18 protein-coding genes are annotated in these 23,826 nt (G+C 31.5%); all 18 read left to right on the top strand.

The window, feature by feature from the left end; all coding sequences use genetic code 11:
• Positions 1-259 precede the first annotated feature (259 nt).
• The 18 genes from EHE19_RS12305 to EHE19_RS12220 all read left to right on the top strand — a co-directional run bounded on the left by EHE19_RS12305 (position 260) and on the right by EHE19_RS12220 (position 23,817).
• Entirely contained in the window at positions 260-4,027 is a 3,768-nt protein-coding gene (locus EHE19_RS12305) for a phosphoribosylformylglycinamidine synthase (protein WP_137697935.1), read from the top strand.
• A gap of 279 nt (positions 4,028-4,306) precedes the next feature.
• Positions 4,307-4,762 (top strand): VanZ family protein, encoded by a 456-nt coding sequence (locus tag EHE19_RS12300; RefSeq protein ID WP_137697936.1) that lies wholly within the window; start codon positions 4,307-4,309, stop codon positions 4,760-4,762.
• A gap of 210 nt (positions 4,763-4,972) precedes the next feature.
• On the top strand, positions 4,973-5,722 hold the full coding sequence (locus EHE19_RS12295; protein WP_244648226.1) for a sugar phosphate isomerase/epimerase family protein: 750 nt from the start codon (positions 4,973-4,975) through the stop codon (positions 5,720-5,722).
• A 370-nt stretch (positions 5,723-6,092) separates the two neighbouring features.
• The gene (locus EHE19_RS12290; RefSeq protein WP_137697938.1) at positions 6,093-6,893 is read left to right on the top strand and encodes a DUF4097 family beta strand repeat-containing protein; all 801 of its coding nucleotides are present in this window, start codon (positions 6,093-6,095) and stop codon (positions 6,891-6,893) included.
• A gap of 642 nt (positions 6,894-7,535) precedes the next feature.
• A complete protein-coding gene (locus tag EHE19_RS12285) occupies positions 7,536-8,633 on the top strand; it encodes an AAA family ATPase (protein WP_137697939.1) in 1,098 nt (365 codons plus the stop codon).
• A 186-nt stretch (positions 8,634-8,819) separates the two neighbouring features.
• Entirely contained in the window at positions 8,820-10,067 is a 1,248-nt protein-coding gene (locus tag EHE19_RS12280) for a TadA family conjugal transfer-associated ATPase (RefSeq protein ID WP_171003588.1), read from the top strand.
• A 16-nt stretch (positions 10,068-10,083) separates the two neighbouring features.
• Positions 10,084-10,827: a type II secretion system F family protein gene (locus tag EHE19_RS12275; RefSeq protein WP_137697940.1), complete on the top strand. Its 744-nt coding sequence runs from the start codon at positions 10,084-10,086 to the stop codon at positions 10,825-10,827.
• 6 nt (positions 10,828-10,833) lie between these two features.
• Positions 10,834-11,715, top strand: coding sequence for a type II secretion system F family protein (locus tag EHE19_RS12270; RefSeq protein ID WP_137697941.1), 882 nt, complete (start codon positions 10,834-10,836; stop codon positions 11,713-11,715).
• A gap of 114 nt (positions 11,716-11,829) precedes the next feature.
• Positions 11,830-12,042 carry a Flp1 family type IVb pilin gene (locus tag EHE19_RS12265; RefSeq protein ID WP_137697942.1) on the top strand — a complete coding sequence of 71 codons (213 nt, stop codon included), beginning with the start codon at positions 11,830-11,832 and terminating at the stop codon, positions 12,040-12,042.
• 18 nt (positions 12,043-12,060) lie between these two features.
• Positions 12,061-12,684, top strand: coding sequence for a TadE/TadG family type IV pilus assembly protein (locus tag EHE19_RS12260; RefSeq protein ID WP_137697943.1), 624 nt, complete (start codon positions 12,061-12,063; stop codon positions 12,682-12,684).
• Positions 12,685-12,705: 21 nt separating this feature from the next.
• A complete protein-coding gene (locus EHE19_RS12255) occupies positions 12,706-14,901 on the top strand; it encodes a DUF5702 domain-containing protein (protein WP_137697944.1) in 2,196 nt (731 codons plus the stop codon).
• Positions 14,888-15,979, top strand: coding sequence for an endonuclease toxin domain-containing protein (locus EHE19_RS12250; protein ID WP_244648225.1), 1,092 nt, complete (start codon positions 14,888-14,890; stop codon positions 15,977-15,979). Before EHE19_RS12255 ends, EHE19_RS12250 begins: the two co-directional genes overlap by 14 nt.
• A gap of 176 nt (positions 15,980-16,155) precedes the next feature.
• Positions 16,156-16,674 (top strand): prepilin peptidase, encoded by a 519-nt coding sequence (locus EHE19_RS12245; protein WP_171003589.1) that lies wholly within the window; start codon positions 16,156-16,158, stop codon positions 16,672-16,674.
• Positions 16,675-16,744: 70 nt separating this feature from the next.
• Entirely contained in the window at positions 16,745-18,349 is a 1,605-nt protein-coding gene (locus EHE19_RS12240) for a DUF6382 and FHA domain-containing protein (RefSeq protein WP_137697946.1), read from the top strand.
• A 76-nt stretch (positions 18,350-18,425) separates the two neighbouring features.
• A complete protein-coding gene (locus EHE19_RS12235) occupies positions 18,426-18,962 on the top strand; it encodes an A24 family peptidase (protein ID WP_137697947.1) in 537 nt (178 codons plus the stop codon).
• Between the two features lie 394 nt (positions 18,963-19,356).
• Complete coding sequence (locus EHE19_RS12230) at positions 19,357-20,091, top strand: zinc dependent phospholipase C family protein (protein WP_137697948.1); 735 nt, start codon at positions 19,357-19,359, stop codon at positions 20,089-20,091.
• 1,166 nt (positions 20,092-21,257) lie between these two features.
• Positions 21,258-22,211 carry a LysR family transcriptional regulator gene (locus EHE19_RS12225; RefSeq protein WP_137698609.1) on the top strand — a complete coding sequence of 318 codons (954 nt, stop codon included), beginning with the start codon at positions 21,258-21,260 and terminating at the stop codon, positions 22,209-22,211.
• 301 nt (positions 22,212-22,512) lie between these two features.
• Positions 22,513-23,817, top strand: coding sequence for an O-acetylhomoserine aminocarboxypropyltransferase/cysteine synthase family protein (locus EHE19_RS12220; protein WP_137698603.1), 1,305 nt, complete (start codon positions 22,513-22,515; stop codon positions 23,815-23,817).
• Positions 23,818-23,826: the final 9 nt, after the last annotated feature.

Genomic DNA, 23,826 nt, shown 5'->3' with positions numbered 1-23,826 from the left:
AAAGACTTAATTAGGATTCAGCTTAGTTCATTGAGGCAGGAGATATTCTCACTGCCCGATAACCAAAGTGGTACTCGACTTTTATATAAATAAAGAAACATTTTTTTGCCTCATTATTTGTAAAGAAAGCAAAACCAGTATGAGCATAAGCTTAGGATTTAAATATAGCTATAATAAAAAATTATAAAAAATAGGGAGGTGGCAAGTCCGTGTAATTTATTTTTATTATGTATAAATTAAGATACATGGACAATTATTTATGGGAAATGTTAAGAGGTTATTTGTTGAGAAGAAGCAGCCATATGATGTTGAAGCTCAGGGACTTTTATCTGATTTAAAGGGAACTTTGGGAATTAATGGACTAGAGTCTGTAAAAATAGTTAATAGGTATGACATAGAAGGAATAAATGATGATGAATACATGATGGCTAGAAATACTATTTTTTCTGAGCCGCCAGTGGATTTTGCTTATGATGAGGAATATAAGATTGCTGATGGAAGCAGGGTCTTTGCAGTTGAATATTTACCAGGACAATACGATCAGAGAGCAGATTCAGCTGCACAATGTATTCAGCTATTAACTCAAGGTGAAAGACCGGAAATAAAAGCAGCTAGAGTAATCGTGCTAGAGGGTGCAATTTCAGATGATGAATTTTCTGCGATAAAAAAATACTACATAAATCCTGTTGAAAGTCAAGAAGCAAAGATGGAAAAGCCTGATACATTAAAGACAGAGATTGAACAGCCAGAGGATGTTGCCATAATTGAGGGCTTTATAACTATGAATGAAGAACAGCTCTCAGAGCTTCTTAAAGAAATGGGCTTTGCAATGTCCTTCGATGATATTGTTTTTTGCCAAGGCTATTTTAAAAACACTGAAAAGCGTGATCCATCAGTAACCGAAATGAGAATGATTGATACATACTGGTCAGATCATTGCAGACATACTACTTTTCTAACCTGTATTGATAGTGTTAAGTTTGAAGAAGGTAAGTACTCAGAAATAATCAAGGATACCTTTAATGATTATAAAGCTACAAGAGAAGAGATTTATAAGGGCCGCGATGACAAAGATGTATGCCTTATGGATGTGGCGCTTTTAGCAATGAAGGCACTTAAAAAGCAGGGTAAGCTTCAGGATTTGGACATATCAGATGAAATAAATGCATGCAGTATAGTTGTTAAAGCAGATATAAACGGCAAGAATGAAGAATGGCTTGTTATGTTTAAAAATGAAACACACAATCATCCTACAGAAATAGAGCCTTTTGGTGGTGCTGCTACTTGCCTAGGCGGAGCAATAAGAGATCCATTGTCAGGAAGAGTATATGTTTACCAAGCAATGAGAGTTACAGGAAGCGGAGACCCAAGAACAAAGCTAGAGGATACAATTCCAGGTAAGCTTCCGCAGAAAAAGATAACTACTGGAGCAGCTGCTGGTTACAGTTCATATGGAAATCAAATTGGACTTGCAACAGGTCAGGTTGCTGAGATATATAATGAAGGCTATGTTGCTAAAAGAATGGAAATTGGTGCTGTAATTGGTGCTGCACCTCGAAAAAATGTAGTTCGTATGGTTCCGCAGGCAGGAGACAAGATTATATTACTAGGTGGAAGAACTGGAAGAGATGGCTGCGGAGGAGCTACTGGTTCATCAAAGGCTCATACTGAGGAATCATTAGTTAGCTGTGGTGCAGAGGTTCAGAAAGGTAATCCGCCAACTGAGAGAAAGATTCAGCGTTTATTCAGAAATCCTGAAGCAAGCACTTTGATTAAGAAATGTAACGATTTTGGTGCTGGTGGAGTATCTGTTGCTATTGGAGAATTGGCTGACGGACTAGAAATAAACCTTGACGTAGTTCCTAAAAAATATGAAGGTTTAGATGGAACAGAACTTGCAATTTCAGAATCTCAAGAGCGTATGGCAGTTGTTGTTGATGAAAAAGACGTTGAGAAATTCATTGATCTTGCATCAAAGGAAAATCTTGAAGCAGTTGTAGTTGCTGAGGTTACAGAAGCAGCTAGACTTAAAATGACTTGGAGAGGCAAAAAAATAGTTGATTTAAGCCGTGAGTTTCTAAATTCAAATGGAGCAAAGCAGAGAATAAATATTGAGGTAACTGCTCCAAAAGAACAGACTTATTTTGATAAGTTTAATAATATAAAGATTGATAATATAACAGACAAATGGATTGAAAATTTACAGAATTTAAATAGATGCAGCCAGAAGGGTCTTGTTGAAAGATTTGACTCAACAATAGGAGCAAATACTGTTCTAATGCCATTTGGCGGAAAGACTCAGTTGACACCAGCAGAGGGTATGGCTGCTAAGCTTCCTTTAATGGAAGGTGATACCACTACAGGTACATTGATGTCATATGGTTATAATCCTGACATATCAATGTGGAGTCCATTCCATGGCGCTGTTTTCGCAGTAGTTGAGTCAATAGCTAAAATTGTAGCAATGGGAGGCGACTACAGCAAAGCAAGACTTACATTCCAAGAGTATTTCGAAAAGTTGGGCAAAGATGCTAAACGTTGGGGCAAACCACTTAGTGCATTGCTTGGCGGATATTATGCGCAATTAAAATTAGGAACTGCTGCAATAGGCGGTAAAGACAGTATGTCAGGCAGCTTTATGGATTTAGATGTTCCGCCAACACTAGTATCCTTTGCTGTTGACACAGTTAATGTAAACAATGTTATCTCAAATGAATTTAAAGCCGCAGGCAGTAAGGTTGTAATGCTCAAGGTTGGATTAGATAAGAATTACTTGCCTGATTTTGAACAGTTGGATAAGGTATACAGCCATATTCACAAAATGGCAAATGAAAAAGCTATATTATCTGCAAGTTCAATAAGAGAAGGCGGTATTGCTGAAATAATAAGCAAAATGGCATTTGGAAATATGATTGGCTTTACTTTTGAAAATAATATAGAAAGTGAAATGCTTTTTAAGCCCTTCTATGGTTCAATAATACTAGAACTTCCTGAAAATACTGATTTGGAAAAGGTGCTTAATGGTTTAGAATACACATTACTTGGAGTAACAACAAGCAATGCCGAAATTAATATAAATGGAACTGTGATTGCACTTGATATGCTAGTTCAAAAATGGCAGGAACCGCTTGAAAAGGTATTCCCAACAAAGGTTAAGCAATTAAATGAACAACCTGTAGAATACAGCTTTGTAGCAAAATCAAAGATTAAGCCAAAAGCAAAAATAGCTAAACCAAGAGTGTTTATTCCAGTATTCCCAGGTACAAACTGCGAATATGATACAAAAAAAGTATTTGAAAACGCGGGCGGAATTGTTGAGACCTTAGTAATTAGAAATATGTCACACAATGACATTGAAGAGTCCATAAAGGAAATGGAAAGGCTTATAAATAATTCTCAAATAATAATGATTCCAGGTGGTTTTAGTGCTGGTGATGAACCTGAAGGATCTGGTAAATTTATAGCAACAGCCTTCAGAAATCCTGTTGTAAGTGAAGCGGTGATGAATTTACTCAAGCAAAGAGATGGCTTGGTAATGGGTATATGTAATGGCTTCCAGGCATTAATTAAGCTAGGCTTGCTTCCATTTGGTGAAATAAGAGATATAGATGATAGCTGCCCAACATTAACATTTAACACAATTGGACGCCATCAGTCTTGTTTAGTAAATACAAGAATAGCATCAAATCTGTCACCATGGCTAAATAATGTTAAGGTTGGTGACATTCATACAATAGCTATTTCTCATGGAGAAGGCCGCTTTACTGCAAGTGAAGCAGTACTAAAAACATTAGAGGCTAATGGACAGATTGCTACTCAATATGTTGACCTAAATGGAAAGGCAACCTACGACATTGCTTATAATCCTAATGGCTCAGTAAATGCAATTGAAGGTATCACAAGCCCTGATGGAAGAATATTTGGTAAGATGGGTCACTCAGAGAGAATAGGTTCAAACCTTTACAAAAATGTACCTGGTCAAAAGGATCAGAAGCTATTTGAAGCGGGTGTTGAATATTTTGGATAAAGCCTGTTAAGTAGCTTATGCTTGTTGAATTTTAGACAAATTAATTTTAAGTAAATTAGGAAAGCTGGATTGAATTATTTGGCTTTCCTAATTTTTTAAGATATAAAAGTAAGAGTTCTGTCATGTCAGTTAATATTGCTTCTGCACCTGATATTACTAGGCTTTAAGCAGCATATTTAAATGAGAAGTTTGATGTAATTAAATAAAAAATTTAATATGGTATGTTTGAAATAGGTTTGAAATAGAGCAATTATAACTTTAATTAGCTTGGAGGTTATTATGAAAATCAAGTTCTATAATAATATAAAATATATAAAAATTATATTTGCAGTATTATTTACAGCATACTTGCTTCTGTTGGCATATTTGACACTTGCAAGCCAGTATTATGGCAGAGAGGTGGAACACAGTAGCATAAATATAATACCGCTTAGAACTATAATAGAGTATTCAACCTCTGGATATAATGTAAAAGCAATTACCACAAATTTATTGGGAAATATTGCCGCTTTTATGCCAATGGGCTTTTTGCTTCCGATAGTTTTTAGTAAGCTAAATAGAATGCGTAAAGTGATATATGTATCATTTATTTCAGCATTACTTATTGAACTTATGCAGTATATTTTAAGAGTAGGAGCAAGTGATATTGATGATGTTATACTGAATATTCTAGGGGCTGTATTAGGATATTGGATTATGCGGTGTGTAAGACAAATATATAAGTCTTTGTTATAAGGAGACTAACTTATTCTGTAATCAATTTTGTAGATATAAATATGAGTTGGAGTTACCTCAGAAAGTAGTAAGTTGATTAATTTACATTTGTGTGATAAAATTATTACATAAATGTTAATAAATGTAAATATAAATCATTATTTTTCGGAGGTGGTCATTACGAAAATTTCGTTTTCTACACTCGGTTGTCCAAACTGGAGTTGGGAAGACATGCTTTCAACTGCAAAGGATATTGGGTTTGATGGAATTGAAATCAGAGGTATTGAAAATGAGATGTATGCTCCAAGAATAAAACAGTTTTCTGCTGAAGATATTGAATTGACTAAGAAAAAAGTTGCAAAAATTGGTCTTGAAATTCCATGTTTATCATCTGCTTGTTTTTTATTTGATAAAGCAAATATAGAAAAGCAATTGCAGGAAGGAATTGATTATATTGAACTTGCTGCAAAGCTGGAAACTCCATATGTTAGAGTTTTAGGGGATGCTCAGGCTAAGCCTGGCGAGGTAGATACAGACTTTGTTATTGAAAACTTAAAGAAGCTGGCAGAGCGGGCTAATAAAAGAGGTGTAAAGCTTTTAATTGAAACGAATGGCGTTTTTGCAAATTCTAAGGTCATGAAGACTTTAATTGAAACTGTCAATTCTAATAGTGTAGGAGTGCTTTGGGATGTTCATCATCCAATAAGGTTTTTTAATGAATCAGTTGAGTATACTTTCGAAAATTTAAAAGATTACATTTACTTCTTACATGTTAAGGATTCATTAGTTATAGATGGTATTATAAAGTATAAGTTGATGGGATATGGGGATATTCCGATAAAAACTATAATAAGATTGCTGAAGGAAAATGACTACAAGGGCTATATATCAATTGAGTGGTTAAAGAGATGGTACATTGATTTAGAAGAGCCGGAAATTGTTTTTTCACATTTTGCTGGTTATATGAAGGGGTTAATTTAGCACGTTTTGCTAATTAGTATATATACATTTAAGAGTAAATTATAGTACTGGGTTACTGTTTTTTCCATACAAACTTAACTAAATGGGTCACTACTAAGTGACCCATTATCTATGTTGTACTCACGTACCTAACTTAGCTAATGGATACTATATTAAAGGCTTACAGGTACTTACGTTCAAACTATCTTAATGAGGTTACTGTCAATTCACATTTACTTTTCTTATGGGCTCCAGAAAGGATTAAATTGATTCTCTCTGTAAAATAGCTTTAGTGATTTGATAATCAAGAGTATGTCGGGGAAATAATTTGAGAACATATGGAATTATATGGTATTATTCTTGCAAATATATATTTAGCAGGAGTATACAAATGAGGCGCGTAATTCTATTCATCTTACTATTTTCATTAATTATTGTATCTGGCTGCAATGAGGAAAAATCAGCTATTCCAAAGCATGGAGCATCTATGTATGATGATTTATCAATTAATTTAAAAAAGTCCACTAAAACTATAGATTTATTTATCGATTCAGGAAATCTTCAAATTTATTGCTGGGATAAAAAAGTTATTAAGCTTGAAGCAAAGCATACCATCAGAGATAATAAGACAAATGAAGAATTAGAGGAAATGCTGAAAAAGTACACTATCACATCTGAAGAAAAGGATAATACGTTGTTTTTTAAAGTTGAATATGATGGAAAAATAAAGAATCCACAAGACATATACACCGATATAAAGCTAACAGTTCCAAAACAAATAAATACGTTAAATATATCTCATCAATATGGCAGCATAATAGTAAGAGATAGATTTGAAGGAGATATAACTGCAGATTTGGATTATGTAAACTCTGAAATAAAAGCATTCAAGGGTCAATTAATTTATGAATGTGATAATGGAAATTTACGAGTGAACTCTGGAAAACTATCAAACCAATCCTATGTGGATATTAATTCAGGAAACATTTACATAAAGGCGCAATGTCAGGAAAAATCAAAGTACTTTTTTAAAACCAAAACTGGAAATATAGATTTGCATTTTCCAATTGACTCAGGCATAAAACTAAACAGTACTGGAACAGTTAATAATAATCAGTTTGCTGAAAATGGAGGGGATATTGAGATAGAAGCTATTTCAAAGATGGGGAAGATATCGCTTAATGGGTATTGATTCGAAGCGCAGCAAAATGTTATATATAATTAACTAAACTTTCTTACATGAAAAACATATTAATGTTCAATCTTATCAATGCTTTATACCTAAATAAATCAAGTATGACATTTGAGGTGCCAAAAAGGCAAAATTAGCTGTGTGTTTGGCATTTCTTATTATTTCCATTATAATGATAGCCTTTACGACTTTATAAAATTAGTTTTTGAGAATTTAATGATTTGTGCAACACTTACTCTTATCAGGCTATTACAAAACTTCAAATTCTTAGAATGTAAAAAAGACCTTCGCAGACTGAATTATCAAAAAAGTTATTTCAACATCATGGAAATTTCGTTCAATCATATTATGTTAGAGATTCTTTCGACCCTGTATGAGCTGATTAAGCTTGAATGAAAAAAGTAAGTTAAACTTGCTTATTAAAGGATGGAATTTACTTTTTGGTTTAATAATTAATACATAAAATGAAATAAATAGAAATAAATATAAAAAATTATTGACAAAATATGAAAAATTGTAATATAATGTAGTCAGATAGTTGCTGATTTTTCTCTTTAAAATCTCGTAAGACAGTGTTAATTAATTAGGTAATATTTTACTTAATTTTTATATACAAAAGAAAAAAGAGAAAGGGGAAAGGCAATGGCTCTTATTAAATTATTAATTTTTGATGACGACGATGAGTATTCATCTAATCTATGTAAATTCCTAACTCACCATTATTCTGAGACACTACTCGTAAATTTTTATAATAACTCTTATAAAATTGAAGAATGGATTAAGAAAATCGATCCGGACATAATTCTAGCCAGTGAAAACTATTATAGTCAAATCTGTAAGCAATTCAAAAAAAACCTGATTATTCTGACACCAGGAACAAATAGTGCTTATTTAGCAGACGTTCCATCAATCAATAAATATCAGGATGCAAATCAAATTGCAGGCAATATTATCAATTTCTATACGAATTCAAGCAACATAATTGCACATAAAACAGACAAATCTGCAAAAATAGTTGCAGTGTATTCAGCGGCTGGAAACACTGGGAAAACCACAATAGCCACGGGAATAAGCGCAATTTGTTCATATTCAGGTCTTTCTGTATTTTATTTAAATCTTGAACAATTCCCATCAACAGGTGTTTTTCTTTCAGACAGTTCTGAGTATTCTATTACTGATATTATTTACTATGCAAAAGAGCAAGATAAGAACCTGATGTCAAAGATTTCAACAATGAGCTGTAAGGATGTCGCTTCAAATGTACATTATTTTAAAGAAGCCAATAATTTATTTGAAATAAATGAGATATTGCCTCAGGATATTGAGTTAATTCTTAAAACTATGAAATCGAGTGGACAATATGATCTCATTGTAATAGATATGGACTCACAGCTAAATGATAATACTATATCGATATTTAATATGGCTGATGAAATTCTCTATATATTTACAAACGAGGAAATATGTTTACATAAAACAATGCTGTTTATAGAAAATATGAAAATTCTATCAAACAGGACATTTCACAGTACTTTATTTGCACATAAAATTCAATATGTAGCAAATAAAGTATCCAAACAGGCCCTCCTATCTTTTAATTCTCTCCAAGATGTAAATCTCATCTCAAAAATTCCCTTAGATTTAAGTTTCAACTCTGCAAAAAATCTTTTCAAAATAAATGGAGGGCCTGAAATAATTAAAGATTCTTTAAAGGAAATTGCTAGAAGGTATATAGAATAGCTGCTATATAAGGTTTCAAATAAAATAATATACTAGAGTTAATATTCATATATCATTATAATATGTTTACATAATATTCTATTGAATCTATTTAAGAAACCTTATTATAGCAAATTATTATATCTATTAAAAGATTAGTAATAAGGGAAAATAAGCAAAGTCTAAAATATAATAAGGAGGAAAATATTGAAGCAGGAACTTATTAGTGAAATAAAAAGTTACATAAGTCAGAAGTTTGACTTGAAACGTGAATTCTCAGATAATGAAATAAATGAAATGATAGCTAAAGCAGTAATTGAAAAATCTAAACAATTTTTTATTAAATCAGATGAGAAAAGGGAGATAATCAGAACAGTATTTAATTCTTTTCGCAGGCTGGATATATTGCAGCCAATATTAGATGATAATGAAGTAACAGAAATAATGATTAATGGGCCTAACAATATTTTTGTAGAAAAAAGTGGTATAATCTCAAAGCTTGATTTAGAGTTTGAATCTTCTGAAAAATTAGAAGACATAATTCAGATAATGGTAACTACTGTAAATAGAATTGTAAATGAAGCTTCTCCAATTGTTGATGCACGGCTTAAGGATGGCTCAAGAATAAATGTAGTGTTGCCGCCCATTGCATTAAATGGCCCAATTGTTACAATTCGAAAATTTCCCGATAAACCAATAGATATTGATAAGCTTATAGAGCTCGAATCATTGACGTTAGAGGCAGCAGAGTTTTTAAAAATGCTTGTTATAGCAAAATACAATATATTTATAGCAGGAGGTACTGGTTCAGGAAAGACAACCTTTCTAAATGCACTATCAAACTTTATTCCAAAGGATGAACGAATTATAACAATAGAAGATTCCGCTGAACTTCAGATATTAAATATACCAAACTTGGTTAGGCTTGAAGTTAGAAATGAGAACTTAGAGGGTAAGGGTGAAATTACAATAAGAGATTTAATTAAAACCAGTTTGCGTATGAGACCCAATAGAATAATTGTTGGGGAAGTAAGAGGCGCAGAAGCAATCGATATGCTTCAAGCTATGAATACTGGGCACGATGGCTCTCTTTCTACTGGTCATGCAAATTCCACAGAAGATATGCTGTCAAGATTGGAAACAATGATACTTAGCTACTCGACATTGCCCATTGAAGCAGTTAGAAAACAAATAGCTTCTGCAATTGACATAATAATTTTTCTTTCAAGACTTAGGGATAAATCAAGAAGAACAATTGAAATATCAGAAATTGTAGGAATAGAAAACAATCAAATAAAACTAAATCCTATTTTTGTTTTTGAGGAAGCCTTCCCTTCTGATTCAGAACCGTCTAATTCTGTAGTTGGTTCTTTAAAAAGAACTAATAACCCATTATTCAACAAATCTAAATTAATAAATTCTGGAATATACCCAATCAAAGGAATAAGTGTATGAACTAGGAGGAGTACTATTGATTGATTATGATTCATATGTTATGAGCATAAAGCTTAAGATAATGTATTCCTTTATGGCAGCAATTTTTATTTTTGCAGTTTCATATTTATTTTATAGAAATATCTTATTTTCAACAATTGTATGCCCCTTTGGAATTCTATATTTAAAAATAAAGCAAAAGCAATTAATTGCTAAAAGAAGAAATGAACTTAATTTACAGTTCAAAGATCTTCTAATTTCGCTAGCAGCTTCTTTGAGTGCAGGGAGAGCTTTGGAAAATGCTTTTGAAAGTGCCCTTGAGGATTTATTTGTTCTTTATCCTAGTGATGAAGCTTTTATTATAAAAGAAACAAAAGTTATAATACAAAAGCTATCCTATAATATTACGATTGAAGAAGCAATAGGTGATTTTGCAAAAAGGTCTGACATTGATGATATTATTAATTTTGCTGATGTTATGTCAATATGCAAAAGGACTGGTGGAAATCTAATAGATGCAATAAAGAATTCTGCTGCAATTATCAGTGACAAAATTGAGATGAAGCAGGAGATAGATACAGTGCTGTCAGCTAGGAAGTTTGAACAAAAGATATTAAATGTCATTCCAATTGGTATGGTTTTAATTCTGTCAATAACAGCCTCAGAATATATTAAGCCTGTTTTTACAACAATTCAAGGAAGAGTAGTAATGACAATAGCCTTAGTTTTACTAGCAATATCATTTTGTATATCAAATAAAATTATGAATATAAAAATGTGAGGAAGAATGTTAATTTTAAATTTAATTTCAGCACTATTAATATTATTATTGCTGATTATATTTTGCACAATTTTATATATGCATGGTCCAAAATACTCAGAACATATTGAGGCCCTGAATGGGAGAGATTTTAAACTAAGAATATTTTTACCTTTTGGGCTCTATATTCTAGATAAGTATTGCTATTCGTATAATTCAGATTATGACAGAAGCATACTCAATATAATAAGTGAAGTATATGGACAAGAGTATTCTGTATTTTATATTAGAATATTTCATGCAAACAAAGTGGTATTAGTATTAATAGGAGTAATTTGTGAACTAATTGCTGGTTTGTTGTCTCAATTTCAAGGTGTATTTTTAGTGTATTTACCTCTTTTATTTAGTGTACTAATAATTTCAGATGATTTGAAACTAAAAAACAAACTTAAAAAAAGAAGGTTAGAGATACAGTTAGAATTCCCTAATTTTATAAATAAGCTAACACTATTAATTAATGCAGGTATGACAATGTCAAAAGCATGGGAAAAAATATCTGCTGATTGCAGTAAAGTGGGAGATTTCTATACAGAAGTGCATAAAACGGTTATTGATATTAAATCGGGAAAAAGTGAGGCAGAAGCCTTCAGTCAATTTGCTAAAAGGGTTAAGACGCCTGAAATATCAAGACTTATGTCAATGATAGTTCAAAGTACAAAAAGAGGTGGAAATGACCTTGTATTATCCTTAAGGCTTCTATCAAATGAATGTTGGGAAATGCGAAAAAATGCTATTAAAAGACTTGGAGAAGAAGCTGTAGCAAAGCTGTTAATTCCGATGATGATTATGTTTTTGGCAATAATTATCATAGTTATCACACCAGCGATCATTTCTATGCAAGGAATTTAAAGAGATTAAAACTTATGTATGAGAATTTTTTTCATTATATATCTGTTTAGTTACTAGGGGATATAAATAATAATTAATAAAAATGACTAAAAATTAATTTACAGGAGGCATTATATGTTTTGTACAGTAAAAAGGTTTTTTAACGAAGAGGATGGGATGGGAACAGTTGAAGTGATTATTATTATCGCTGTTCTTGTAGGTGTGGCTTTGCTATTTAGAAGTCAGCTAATAAGATTTGTAAATAGCATTATAGAAAATCTTTTTCCTGATGGAAGCCAACTTGAAAACAATACTGGAACCCAAATAAAACTTAAGGGAACAGACTAAGCATTAAGGAGATTAATAATGTCCAGGATATGGAATAAATCAGAAATGTTTATAAATAAGAAAGGCAGCTTTACAGTGGAAGCATCTATTATTTTTTCAGTTGTATTTTTGCTTGTTGCTGCATTAGTTTATATTTTTGTTTTAATGTATAAGTATGCATTTCTTCAAAGTGCTGCAAATAAGGCATCAAATATTGGAGGGTATTACTATTCTGAGCAATATGGTATAGGGGGAAGTATAAGGCAAACTTCTGATTTGTATTGGAGAATGCTGGATACAAAAACTTTACATAAAAAAGAACAGCTAAACAGGTACATTTCTAACAGTCTTGAGAAATCAATTGTTGACTTAGATATATATTCTGATAATTTGCTATCCCATAAGTTTTTTTCAAAACAGATTAATATTAGAATAGAGACTCAGTATCCTCTTCCAATTGGTAATATGTTTGAAAAACTTGGGTTGCCATCTACACTAAAAATGAGAGCTGAAGCAAATTCCAATATTTATGACAATGCAGAATTTGTGCGAAATTTAGATATTATAACTGATATAAAAAAGTGTATTTTAAATAGCGATAATAAATGGATTGGAAAGGGTTCTAAGGTAAGTGATGTTTTAGAGAAGCTGCTAAAACACTAAAGTGACGAGGTGGTATTAAATTTGAATTTAAAAAATAACAGGGGAGCAATAACAGTTTTTATCAGCATTGTATTATCAGCTATTTTGCTAGTTGTAGGTGTTTTCACGGATGCTGCAAGGATTAATTTAGCACATTCTCATATACTAAGAGCTAACAAAACTGCTATTTCTTCTATATTGGCTTGCTATAATAACCAATTAAAGGATGAATATGGCCTTTTTGGAGTGTTTCAAGACAGTGATACAATTTTGGAAAGTTATGAGTATTACTTATCTAAGAACTTGAACATTTATGACAAAAAGGATTTCTTATATGATTTTAATATTGAACAAGTAAATATTATTGAACAGTACAATTTAGAAAATAGAACTCTTTTTGAAAAACAAATAATAGAGTTTATGAAATATCGTGCACCTTATGAATTAGCTGATGATTTATTAACTAAGATTAATGGTATGAAAAGCATTTCAAGCAGTTCTATAGTGTGTAAAAGAATGTTTGAAACAGACAAAAAAGCCAGTGAAGTAGGGGAATTGCAGAGTTTCCTTGAAGCTAAAACAAAGCAAATAAGTGAAATGGGTATAACTTCAAAGATAAAAGATATGAAAGAAAGTTTATTAATCCAAAATGTAAAGTACCAAGAATACATAGAAAAAATAAATTCATTTCAAAGATTACTTTCATTTGAAACAGATAATAAGAAAAAAGAAGAACTATCAGAGAGCATTAGAAGCTTGAGAAATGAACTTAATATTATTGTTAACATAAAACAAGATATAAAAAACAGCATTTTAGAAGTTTTAAATTATTACAAAAATCTTAATGTTGAAGCTATTGAAAAAGCTAATGATATTTCTGTAAAAAAGCAAAATTTATTAAATGTAATACAAGAAGAATTAGATTATTTAAAGAATACAGAAGATGGAATAAAAGAAATACAAAGTTGTTATGAAAATGATTTACTAAATATAAAAAAGCTAATTAATGAAGATAACTGTGAAGAAATTATCGGAAGTCTTAATAATAATATAATAAAATGCATGAGTATATCAACAAAGGCAAATTACGATGAGGCAAGTTTTTTATCAGAATTAGATAGTATTTCAGAATCAAATATCAAATACCTGTTTGATAAAGCCAAACCAGCAAAGTCAGATGATGAGGATAATAGAGATGGAATTGAGAAAGCAATGCAAAATGCTCTTAGCGCAAAAGGTGATGGAAATGTTATCAAAAGTAACTTGCTAGAGCAATTGCCTTCTAGAAAAGCGAAAACTGGTGAGGAGCCTGATATTGATAAATCAGATAGTATGTACTTGAGTATGGATAGCAGCATAAGTAAATATTTAGATACCTTATCTACAGAAGAAAGCACAGTAAGTAATTCAAGTAGTAATTCAATCTGGATAAATAATTTTAAGGACATTAGTAAAATAGCTTCACAGGTAATTGAAGATATATATATTAACGAGTATATAATGGGCATATTTAAGCATGGTGTTCCCCTGTTAAAGTGTGAAGAGGATAGTGCTGCCTATAACCTGCGCTCAGAAGATAAAACTAAAAGAGATGGATATTTTGATAATTTTGAAGTTGAGTATATCATTAATGGAAATGAAAAGGAAGAAACTAATTCACTATTGCTAAAGTCTGAAATATTAGCAATAAGACTAGTAGCAAATGCAATACATATTTACACTGATAGCTTGAAAATGAGTAGAATTACAACTCTTGCAGCTAGTCTAAGTGCTTGGAATGCTGGACTGTCAACGCCGCTAATTCAAACAATGATATTATTCTCATGGGCTATGGCAGAATCAATATACGATTTAGAGCAGTTAAACAAGGGGGAAGAAATACAATTAATTAAGACAAATGAACAATGGGTAACAGATATTTCAGGTGCTTTAAACAAAAAGACAGATAACCACATAAAAAATAATTCGTTATCTCTAAACTACCACGATTATTTAAAGATATTCCTTTTACTTATAGATAAAGATAAAAAAATAGCTAGAATACAGGACTTAATACAGCTTAATATGGGGATATCAAATTCGGGATTTTTATTAGAGAACTGCAAAATTATGCTTAAGTCAAATACAAATATATCTATAAAAAATTTATTTATCTCAATTCCTTCCAACTTATCAAAGTTAAGAAGCACTATATCAAGAACCTATATAAGTGAGGATATATGCATTGGTTACTACTAATAAGAAATATTACATGAAGCAAGTTAAAAATATCAAAATGAAGAATTGTAGAGGCTCAATTACTGTAGAGGCAGCAATTTTATTGCCTATTTTTATAGCAGCTATTATGACCTTTGTATTTATTATAAAAGTTTATTATGTACATGAAATTGTTCAACAGGCTATAACTTCAGCTTGTGAAGAAATGAGCCTATATAGCTTACTTTATTATGAGACGAATGCTGATGAACTAATAAGCGGCTTAGAAAAATTCACAAGTTCACAGGAAGACGATAAAGCTATAGAAAACACTTGGATTTCTCCAATAATTGAGCAGTTAGGCAAGGATGCAAGTGATTATGTAAGAGCTCAGTTGGTTTTAGTGCCAATATCTAAAATATTAGTAAAAAAGAACTTGGAAGTTAGTTACTTTGACAATGTTGATAATAGGCTACGATTGTTAAATTTGAAGGACGGCTTTGAAGGGATAGATTTTTCAAATAGCAGGATGCTAGCAGATGATAAAAGTATAGACATAATAGTTCAGTATAAAATGTTTTTTCCATTTTTAAAGCAATTCATACCTGAAATAAAAATAATACAAACGGCTTCAAGCTGTGTTTGGGCAGGGGAGGATGGAATAAAAAATGCTGAGGAAGAGGAAGAAACTGAGTGTGTATGGAATATGAGCAATTTAAATCGTGGCAGAGAAATTAGAAAGCTGCAAGGAGCAAATCTTCCTTTTAATTTTCCTACAATATCAATATTTAAAAATGGAACTGCAACAAGTATAAAAAGCTTAAACATAGATGAAGAGTATTACAAAAATGTAAATAATCTAAAAAAGAAGCTGCTGCAGTATATTAATAAGCTTGAAGAATTTGAAGGAGGAGAAAGTGGCGGAATAACAATTGAAAGCTGGCAGATTTATAAAAAAGAACTTCGACTGATTATTCCAGAAACTGAACTAATGGAAAATCAACAGCAAACAATAAATGAGTGTATACAAGATGCAAGGAAAAAGGGTATTGATTTGGTAGTAATCAAGGCTTATGGCAAAGAGCAAGACAAAAAGACAGAACCTCAAAGTGAAAATTAAATGTAATTAGCCCCAAAATAATATTGCTAACTAACTCAACCTTCCATTGATAAGTTAAGCACTTGCAATTATGCTGAGAAAATTGAAAACGGTAAATTTTATAGTTGTTTTTATTCACTTAAAAGATGAATTTGATTGTTTGGAGGCGGTTACGAATAATTTGTGCATATAAAATAATGAAAAGAATAGGTGTGCCTTTGGTATTATGTTTAATAATTTGGATAACAGCTGTATTGTATGGACTTATATATATAAAAGCTGTATTAGACACTATTGTTTTTATATCTTTAGTCACTATTCAGTTGGTGGCTTCTATAAATGATTTATATAGCAAAGCTATACCATTAAAGCTAATATTTATAGGAATATTTATGGGTTATGCAGTTTTTTTATGGTTCTCACATGGTGATGCTATTTGGAATCATGTATTAGGTGGTGCAGCTGCATTTTTAGTAATGGCACTATTTATAATGCTGTCAAAAGGTCAAATTGGAGGAGGAGACTTGTGGCTGATGACATTAACAGGTTTCTTTACTGGAATTAATTCATTTCTTAGTATCTTGTTTATTTCTATAATATTAGCTGGAATATATTCAATAATGCTATTGCTTGCCAAAAAGGCTAATAGAAGAACGGAAATTCCTTTTGCTCCATTTATAATGATTGCTACAGTGATTTTAATGTTAAACAATTAATTTGTAATAAATTTATGACTTACATAGAAAGCTAAGTTAATTCTAAATTTAAACAGAAAGGTAAAATAATATGTTGTACAGTTTAGAAAATGATTTTGAGGTTTTATATGAGAATGATTCTACATCAAACTATCTAATTTTAAAAACCAGCATTGATAAAGAAATATTAAATTATCAAGCACAGATGCTATTACACAATAAGCTGAAGGGCTTGTTAAATTTTAATATGAATCGAATAGGAGATGAACTGAACTGCTTTTATAATATTACTTCAAAGTGTACTTTAGCAGCTTATTTGTCAAGAAAGTCTTTTACTCGTGATGAATTTCTAGAAACTATTCTTAATATTATTAACAATGTATATCAACTAAAAGATTATTTACTTTATGATGATAATATTTTATTGGATGAAAACTTTATTTATGTAGAACCTGATAGTATTAGCCTCTACTTTGTATACTTACCTTTTAGAGGTTGTAAAAGTGACATTAAAGCCTTCTTTGCAAAACTTATTTTTCGGCTTGTAAAATTTGAGGATGAATATAGTGACAATTATATTCAAAAAATACTAGAAAATATAAAAAGCGATACTTTTAGTTTAAGCAGCTTCAAATCACTAATTGAAAGCCTTTTATGTGAGAGCATTAAAAGTACTGCAAAGTGTAAAGAAGCTTTAAAGAAAGATGAAAGTAATGATGAAAGTAATATAGAAAATAGCAAAATCAGGAAGGATAAGACATTTGGAAGTTGGCTTATTTCAAGCAAAACAGAGGTTGAAAGGTTCAATACGCAAAAATCAGAAAAAAGGGTATCTAAAAAAATAAAAACAGAATCCCCCATAAACATCATGCCACAAAATGAAACCAAATTTCAAAAAGGAAATTTTAAAATTCCTAATTCTAATAAGGTAAATAAACTAGATAATATCAGTCATGATCAATTAAAAACTGCTAAAGGTAAGGAAAGCAATAATAAAAATAGAACTAATAATATGTTATTGCTTACTATGATTCTACTTCAACCGTTATTGATAGCAAGTTTTATTTTAATACTAAATAGTAAACTTGTAATGCTCTCAGATAACCCGAAAACTACAGTGATTATACTTATATTAATATTCTTGGGTATTGATGTTCTGATAATTAGAATTCTTAATGAAAAAGTTAATAAAGATGGTGAACTATCAACGTTAAAAAAGGACATAGTAGAGGTTGATAACTATAAGCCACTGCAAATTATATCTAGCAGGATGAAAAGTAAAGAATTACTTGTAAGCCAAGAAACTCAGAACAATAAATTAGAAGAAGTGCAAAATGGGGTTGTTGAGAATTATAGTGGTGAAACTGTAATAATCAAAAAGCCCAAACTTTCGGAATATCCTTATTTAAAAGCTAAAGAGGGTGATGAAGTAATACAAATTAGTAAAAATAGCATACTTATTGGCAGAATGAGAAATTTTGTAGATTATACTATAAATAGCAGTGCTATTGGTAAAATTCATGCCGAGATATTACAAGAGGAAGATAATTTTTATGTTATGGATTGTAATTCAAAAAACGGGACATTTATTAATGACCATAGGATTTTACCTAACACAAAAAATAGTATAAAAAATAACGATACACTGAGATTTGCAAATAGAGAATATATATTTTCTAATTGTGTGGAAGGCTAGTAATTAAGATATTAATGGTGATTTTTCTAGCATCAAAACCACAATAAAATTATTGGCAGTTTTGCTGGAGGTTGTTATGGTTAAATATATTATTTTAATTTGCTTGCTTATTTTCTCTATAATAAGTGATATAAAGTATTCAAAAATACGAAATGTTTGTGTAATGCCTGCGGCTATTTCTGGACTGCTCATAAATACATTTGAAGATGGGACTCAGGGCTTTAAGTCAAGTCTGTTTGGATTGTTAGTGCCAATATTGCTTTTGGGATTTTTATTTTATTTTGAACTTATAGGGGCAGGTGACATAAAGCTATTTAGCGCTATTGGGGCACTTTTTGGATGTGAATTTATTTTATATGGTATGGCATATTCGTTTATTATTGCAGGAATTTTATCTGCTTTAAGATTAATTCAAAATAAAAAAGTTCAAGCTGGAAATACTGCAGTATATAGGTCTATTGAAAGCGTGATCTGCAATCTTTACTCGAATATAAAGACGTGCTGCCTTACCTCTTCTTTATGTTTTCTAAGTAGTGGTAAAAGGCATTTTATAAAGCTTTCACCCTATATTGCAATGGGAATTGGCCTTCAAGTTATTATTACATATTTTTAAAACAACAAATAAATTCATTTTTAATACCACAAATAAATTTCAAGATAGTTTAACTTTTGTAATTGTTTATTTACAGACAATGTAAACAATACAGCTGATTTTTTGCAACGTATAATTTAGGTGTTCATACTTATAATATAGAAGGTTAAATTGTACCCAATTTAGCCAAATTAGTTTATTTAAATATATTTTAGCAACCTAATTTAAGTAAGCTTGTATGGAAGTACTAGGGTACATCAAGATTAAAAATAATTAGCAAAATGCATTAAATTGGAAAAATAAACTTTATTAAATTTTAATAAAATTTTTATATATCTATTCTTTTAGAGAATAAATAGATGTATAATATAAAAGATAAAACCTACTTCGAGTGTTGACTAGAGAGGGGCTAATAATGCCAAAAATTGTTGAATATTCTTATGGGAAGCTTTTTAAATATACGATGAAAGCTATTAATCCCATAAAAAAAGCAGTTATGACAACTGAGTGTTTCGTACACAAGGCAATAAATATACAGGCGTTATTGATACTAAAGAATGATAAAAAGACAGAACAGTATGAATTTTTTTTAGATTATATTACTGATTTGAATTTAGGAGTTGTTTGGGCGGATCAGGATTTTAAAAGTTCTGGGCATTTCTATAATCCAGTTAAAGATCGTGGACTTTATGGAAATACAAATGCACTTATGCTTGCTAAAAATTATTATGCTTTTGCTATTAGCTTTTGGAATTCTCGTGATATCAAAAAGTCAATGTTTTTTTTGGGAGCAGCAGCTCATTTAGTACAAGATATGACTGTACCTCAGCATGCTAACATTAAACTTCTAAAAGAGCATCATAAGTTTGAAAAGTTTGTAAGAGACACTTTTTATGACACTCCTGATTACCTTGTGTCTGATAAGGGATGCTACTTAGGTAGTGTTGAGGCCTTTATAACTAATAATTCAGTATGTGCTATTAAGGTAAACAAAATTTTGAGTCGTATTGAAGACGAAAACGAGAGGTTTTCAGCGCTAAGTAAATACACTATTCCTTTAGCTCAGAGAACTACAGCTGGTTTATTCATGTTGTTTTATAAGGATGCAAAGGTTAATAAAAATAGGATCTACAGTCAAAGCAGTAATTAAAAATAATGAGATATTAATATGGGAAGTTATCTAAATAGAATTGTTTTCTATTTGGGTAGCTTCTTTTTTGTTCTTTGCCAAGAGTTGTGGTAGAACTGTAAACAGAATTTTTGATAACGAACTAATAGTATGCCTTTTGATACGTCAAGTGATGTGGTTGTGGCATATTGGCTTAAGTGGTTCAATGTCAATAGTTGGGCTAGAAATGTAAACAGAATTTTGATAAAGAGTTAATAGTGTGCTTTTTGATAGGTCATGAGAAATAATTACGGCATAGTCGTTTAGGCGGTTCAATGTCAATAGTTGGGCTAGAAATGTAAACAGAATTTTGATAAAGAGTTAATAGTGTGCTTTTTGATAGGTCATGAGAAATAATTACGGCATAGTCGTTTAGGCGGTTCAATGCCAATAGTTGTGGTAGAACTGTAAACAGAATTTTAATAAAGAGTTAATAGTGTGCTTTTTGATAGGTCATGAGAAATAATTACGGCATAGTCGTTTAGGCGGTTCAATGTCAATAGTTAGGCTGGAAATGTAAACAGAATTTTGATAAAGAGTTAATAGTGTGCTTTTTGATAGGTCATGAGAAATAATTACGGCATAGTCGTTTAGGCGGTTCAATGTCAATAGTTGGGCTAGAAATGTAAACATTAATTTTTAATGGGCCTATGGCTTTGAAGTACCTTTATTTACTTGACAATGAGTACTTCAATAGGTAATTGGTTCTACATTTGGGCATAAGCTATGTAGAATCCTATGCCTGAAATTATGAGTTCTTGATGCTGAAAAGCATATCAAGTAAATTAAGTGAAAACAAAGCTAATATGTTATAGAGTGCATAAAATCCTGTGTAATTAATTTATCTTATTAATAAAAAATTCAATTAGTACTAAAAAATGTATTGACATGATTTAGTTATTATTGCATAATAAAACCTATAAAATCCATAGGAAAACTATATAATATAAATTTTTCTTGAGTTATTTTGCTGCAGGATAAGATGCTGTGTAATTTATTACTGATTGCTATTTTACCAAGTTTAATAAATGTGAAAATAAAAATTGATTAAGGGAAGTGTTGAGTGCATCTGTTGTGGCTCTTTTTTTGGCATTCCATGTAAATGAAGAGTGCAATTATATAGAAAGATATGATGGGGTGAAATGAAAATGACATTACAGCAACTGCATTATATTATAACTATTTCAGAAACAGGCTCACTGAATAAAGCTGCGGATGCGTTATTCGTTACTCAGCCGTCTTTGACAAGTGCAATAAAGGAACTAGAGAAGGAAATAGGTATTACTATTTTCAACCGAACCGGAAAAGGTGTAACTCTGACAAATGATGGCATGGAATTTATGCTTTATGCCCGTCAAGTATATAGTCAATATGATTTGCTTTTAGAAAAATACGGGAAGCATGCAAACCTGAAGAAGAAGTTTGGTGTTTCCACACAGCACTATTCCTTTGCAGTAAAGGCATTTGTCGAAATGGTAAGAGCCTTTGATACTTCGAAGTATGAATTTGCTATTAGAGAATCAAAAACATGCGAAGTCATCAATGATGTAAGCACATTTAGAAGCGAGATTGGGATACTTTACTTAAGTGATTTCAACCGAAAAATTATCATGAAGCTTCTTAAATCTAGCAACCTTGAATTCCATAAGTTGATTGATTGTAAGGCATATGTGTATCTTTGGAAAGGTCATCCTCTAGCGAAAGAAAAGACTATTCGTTTTTCACAGCTTAATGAATATCCTTCCCTTTGTTTTGAACAGGGGGATAATAGTTCCTTTTATTTTGCTGAGGAAATCTTGAGTACCAATGAATATCCAAGAACTATTAAAGCTTCTGACCGCGCAACTATGCTTAATTTGATGATTGGGCTGAACGGGTATACACTGTGTTCAGGAATTATCTGTGAAGAGTTGAATGGTACGGATTTCGTCGCAGTTGCTTTTGAAGCAGACGAGTTGAATCCTAACAGTGTAATGGAAATAGGATATATTGTTAAGAAAAATAGTATGCTTAGTAAAATGGGGACTCTATATATTGAAGAACTTAAAAGGTATCTTGCAGCTTATTCTGAGAGAGAAAACAGTAACACTATCAGAAATTAGTGTAAAATGATTGAATACATAATAAATTCTTCCTATAACATTACATTATTTTTATGTATTAGACACCTCTATAATTCAATGACATAATACATACAAGCAGAACATAAGCAGAGGGGACGAAAGTAGCGAAAGCAGCTAGATACCACGAAATTCGATGAAGCTATACATAGTATTCTACTGCTAAGGTGTATTTGAATACATGTTAGAAATTTCTGAAATAAAGTTCTGATGCCTTAACTAATAAAATCTATTTAACTGTACTTTTAATAAAAAATTATCTTTAAATTTAGGAGGGATAAAAATGTCAAATATTAAAGACACTACCACATGGGGTTTTGAAACTAGGCAGATACATATAGGACAAGAGCAGGCAGACCCAGTAACAGATGCCAGAGCAGTTCCAATTTATGCATCAACTTCTTATGTATTTCATAATGCACAACATGCATCAGATCGTTTTGGCCTTAGGGATGTGGGAAACATCTATAGCAGACTTACAAATCCAACTAGTGAAATTTTTGAGAAGAGAATTGCTTCTCTTGAAGGTGGTGTTGCTGCTATAGCAGTGGCATCTGGTGCAGCTGCCATTAACTATACTTTTACTGCATTGGCACGCAGCGGTGAGCATATCGTTTCATCTAAAACAATATATGGCGGTACTTATAATCTGCTTGCAAACACGCTTCCGCTTACTAATGGAATTACTACTACATTTGTTGATCCAGAGGTTGAAGGTTCCTTTGAGGCAGCCATTAAGGAAAACACTAAGGCGATTTTTATTGAAACTCTTGGCAATCCTAATTCTAATATCATTGATATTGAAGAAGTTGCGAAGATTGCACACAAGCATAAAATTCCACTTGTGGTTGATTCGACCTTTGCTACACCTTATCTGGTAAGACCTATTGAATATGGCGCGGATATTGTTGTTCATTCAGCTACTAAGTTTATTGGTGGCCATGGTACTGCGATAGGTGGTGTTATTGTTGACAGCGGTAAGTTTGATTGGAAAGGTTCTGGAAAATATCCGTGGATATCGGAAGCCAACCCAAGCTATCATGGTATTTCTTTCGCTGATGCGGTAGGCGCTGCAGCATTTGTAACCTACATTCGTGCTATTTTGCTTCGTGATACAGGTTCTACACTCTCGCCATTCCATGCATTCTTGTTTTTACAGGGGCTTGAAACCCTTTCACTGAGAGTGGAACGGCATGTTGAAAACGCACTTAAAATTGTTGAATATCTTGATAAGCATCCGCAGGTTGAAGCTGTTCATCATCCATCGCTGGAAAATGAACCTAGTCATAAGTTGTATAGAAAATATTTTCCTAACGGAGGAGGTTCCATATTTACTTTTGAAATTAAGGGTGACGACAAGACTGCGCAGAAATTTATCGATAATCTTGCAATTTTCTCATTGCTTGCAAATGTAGCTGATGTTAAGTCGCTTGTAATTCATCCAGCAAGCACAACTCATTCACAGCTTTCTGAGGAAGAATTGCTAGAACAGGGCATTAAACCAAACACCATTCGCCTTTCAGTAGGTATTGAAAGTATAGATGACCTAATAGGTGCGCTAAATTATGCATTTGATGCTGTAAAGTAATATCTCTCC

Origin of the sequence: Ruminiclostridium herbifermentans (genome assembly GCF_005473905.2) — a bacterium.
In the GTDB taxonomy this organism is placed as follows: Bacteria; Bacillota; Clostridia; order Acetivibrionales; family DSM-1351; genus Ruminiclostridium; species Ruminiclostridium herbifermentans.
Note: the sequence above shows the minus strand (reverse complement) of the source record. Positions and strands in the feature narration are given on the sequence as shown.

What these genes read in the sequence shown, in the direction of transcription:
- EHE19_RS12220 (WP_137698603.1), top strand. Translation starts at nt 22,513, where the DNA reads ATGTCAAATATTAAAGACACTACCACATGGGGTTTTGAAACTAGGCAG.
- EHE19_RS12225 (WP_137698609.1), top strand. Translation starts at nt 21,258, where the DNA reads ATGACATTACAGCAACTGCATTATATTATAACTATTTCAGAAACAGGC.
- EHE19_RS12300 (WP_137697936.1), top strand. Translation starts at nt 4,307, where the DNA reads ATGAAAATCAAGTTCTATAATAATATAAAATATATAAAAATTATATTT.
- EHE19_RS12270 (WP_137697941.1), top strand. Translation starts at nt 10,834, where the DNA reads ATGTTAATTTTAAATTTAATTTCAGCACTATTAATATTATTATTGCTG.
- EHE19_RS12265 (WP_137697942.1), top strand. Translation starts at nt 11,830, where the DNA reads ATGTTTTGTACAGTAAAAAGGTTTTTTAACGAAGAGGATGGGATGGGA.
- EHE19_RS12305 (WP_137697935.1), top strand. Translation starts at nt 260, where the DNA reads ATGGGAAATGTTAAGAGGTTATTTGTTGAGAAGAAGCAGCCATATGAT.
- EHE19_RS12285 (WP_137697939.1), top strand. Translation starts at nt 7,536, where the DNA reads ATGGCTCTTATTAAATTATTAATTTTTGATGACGACGATGAGTATTCA.
- EHE19_RS12245 (WP_171003589.1), top strand. Translation starts at nt 16,156, where the DNA reads ATGAAAAGAATAGGTGTGCCTTTGGTATTATGTTTAATAATTTGGATA.
- EHE19_RS12260 (WP_137697943.1), top strand. Translation starts at nt 12,061, where the DNA reads ATGTCCAGGATATGGAATAAATCAGAAATGTTTATAAATAAGAAAGGC.
- EHE19_RS12235 (WP_137697947.1), top strand. Translation starts at nt 18,426, where the DNA reads ATGGTTAAATATATTATTTTAATTTGCTTGCTTATTTTCTCTATAATA.
- EHE19_RS12240 (WP_137697946.1), top strand. Translation starts at nt 16,745, where the DNA reads ATGTTGTACAGTTTAGAAAATGATTTTGAGGTTTTATATGAGAATGAT.
- EHE19_RS12295 (WP_244648226.1), top strand. Translation starts at nt 4,973, where the DNA reads ATGCTTTCAACTGCAAAGGATATTGGGTTTGATGGAATTGAAATCAGA.
- EHE19_RS12230 (WP_137697948.1), top strand. Translation starts at nt 19,357, where the DNA reads ATGCCAAAAATTGTTGAATATTCTTATGGGAAGCTTTTTAAATATACG.
- EHE19_RS12290 (WP_137697938.1), top strand. Translation starts at nt 6,093, where the DNA reads ATGAGGCGCGTAATTCTATTCATCTTACTATTTTCATTAATTATTGTA.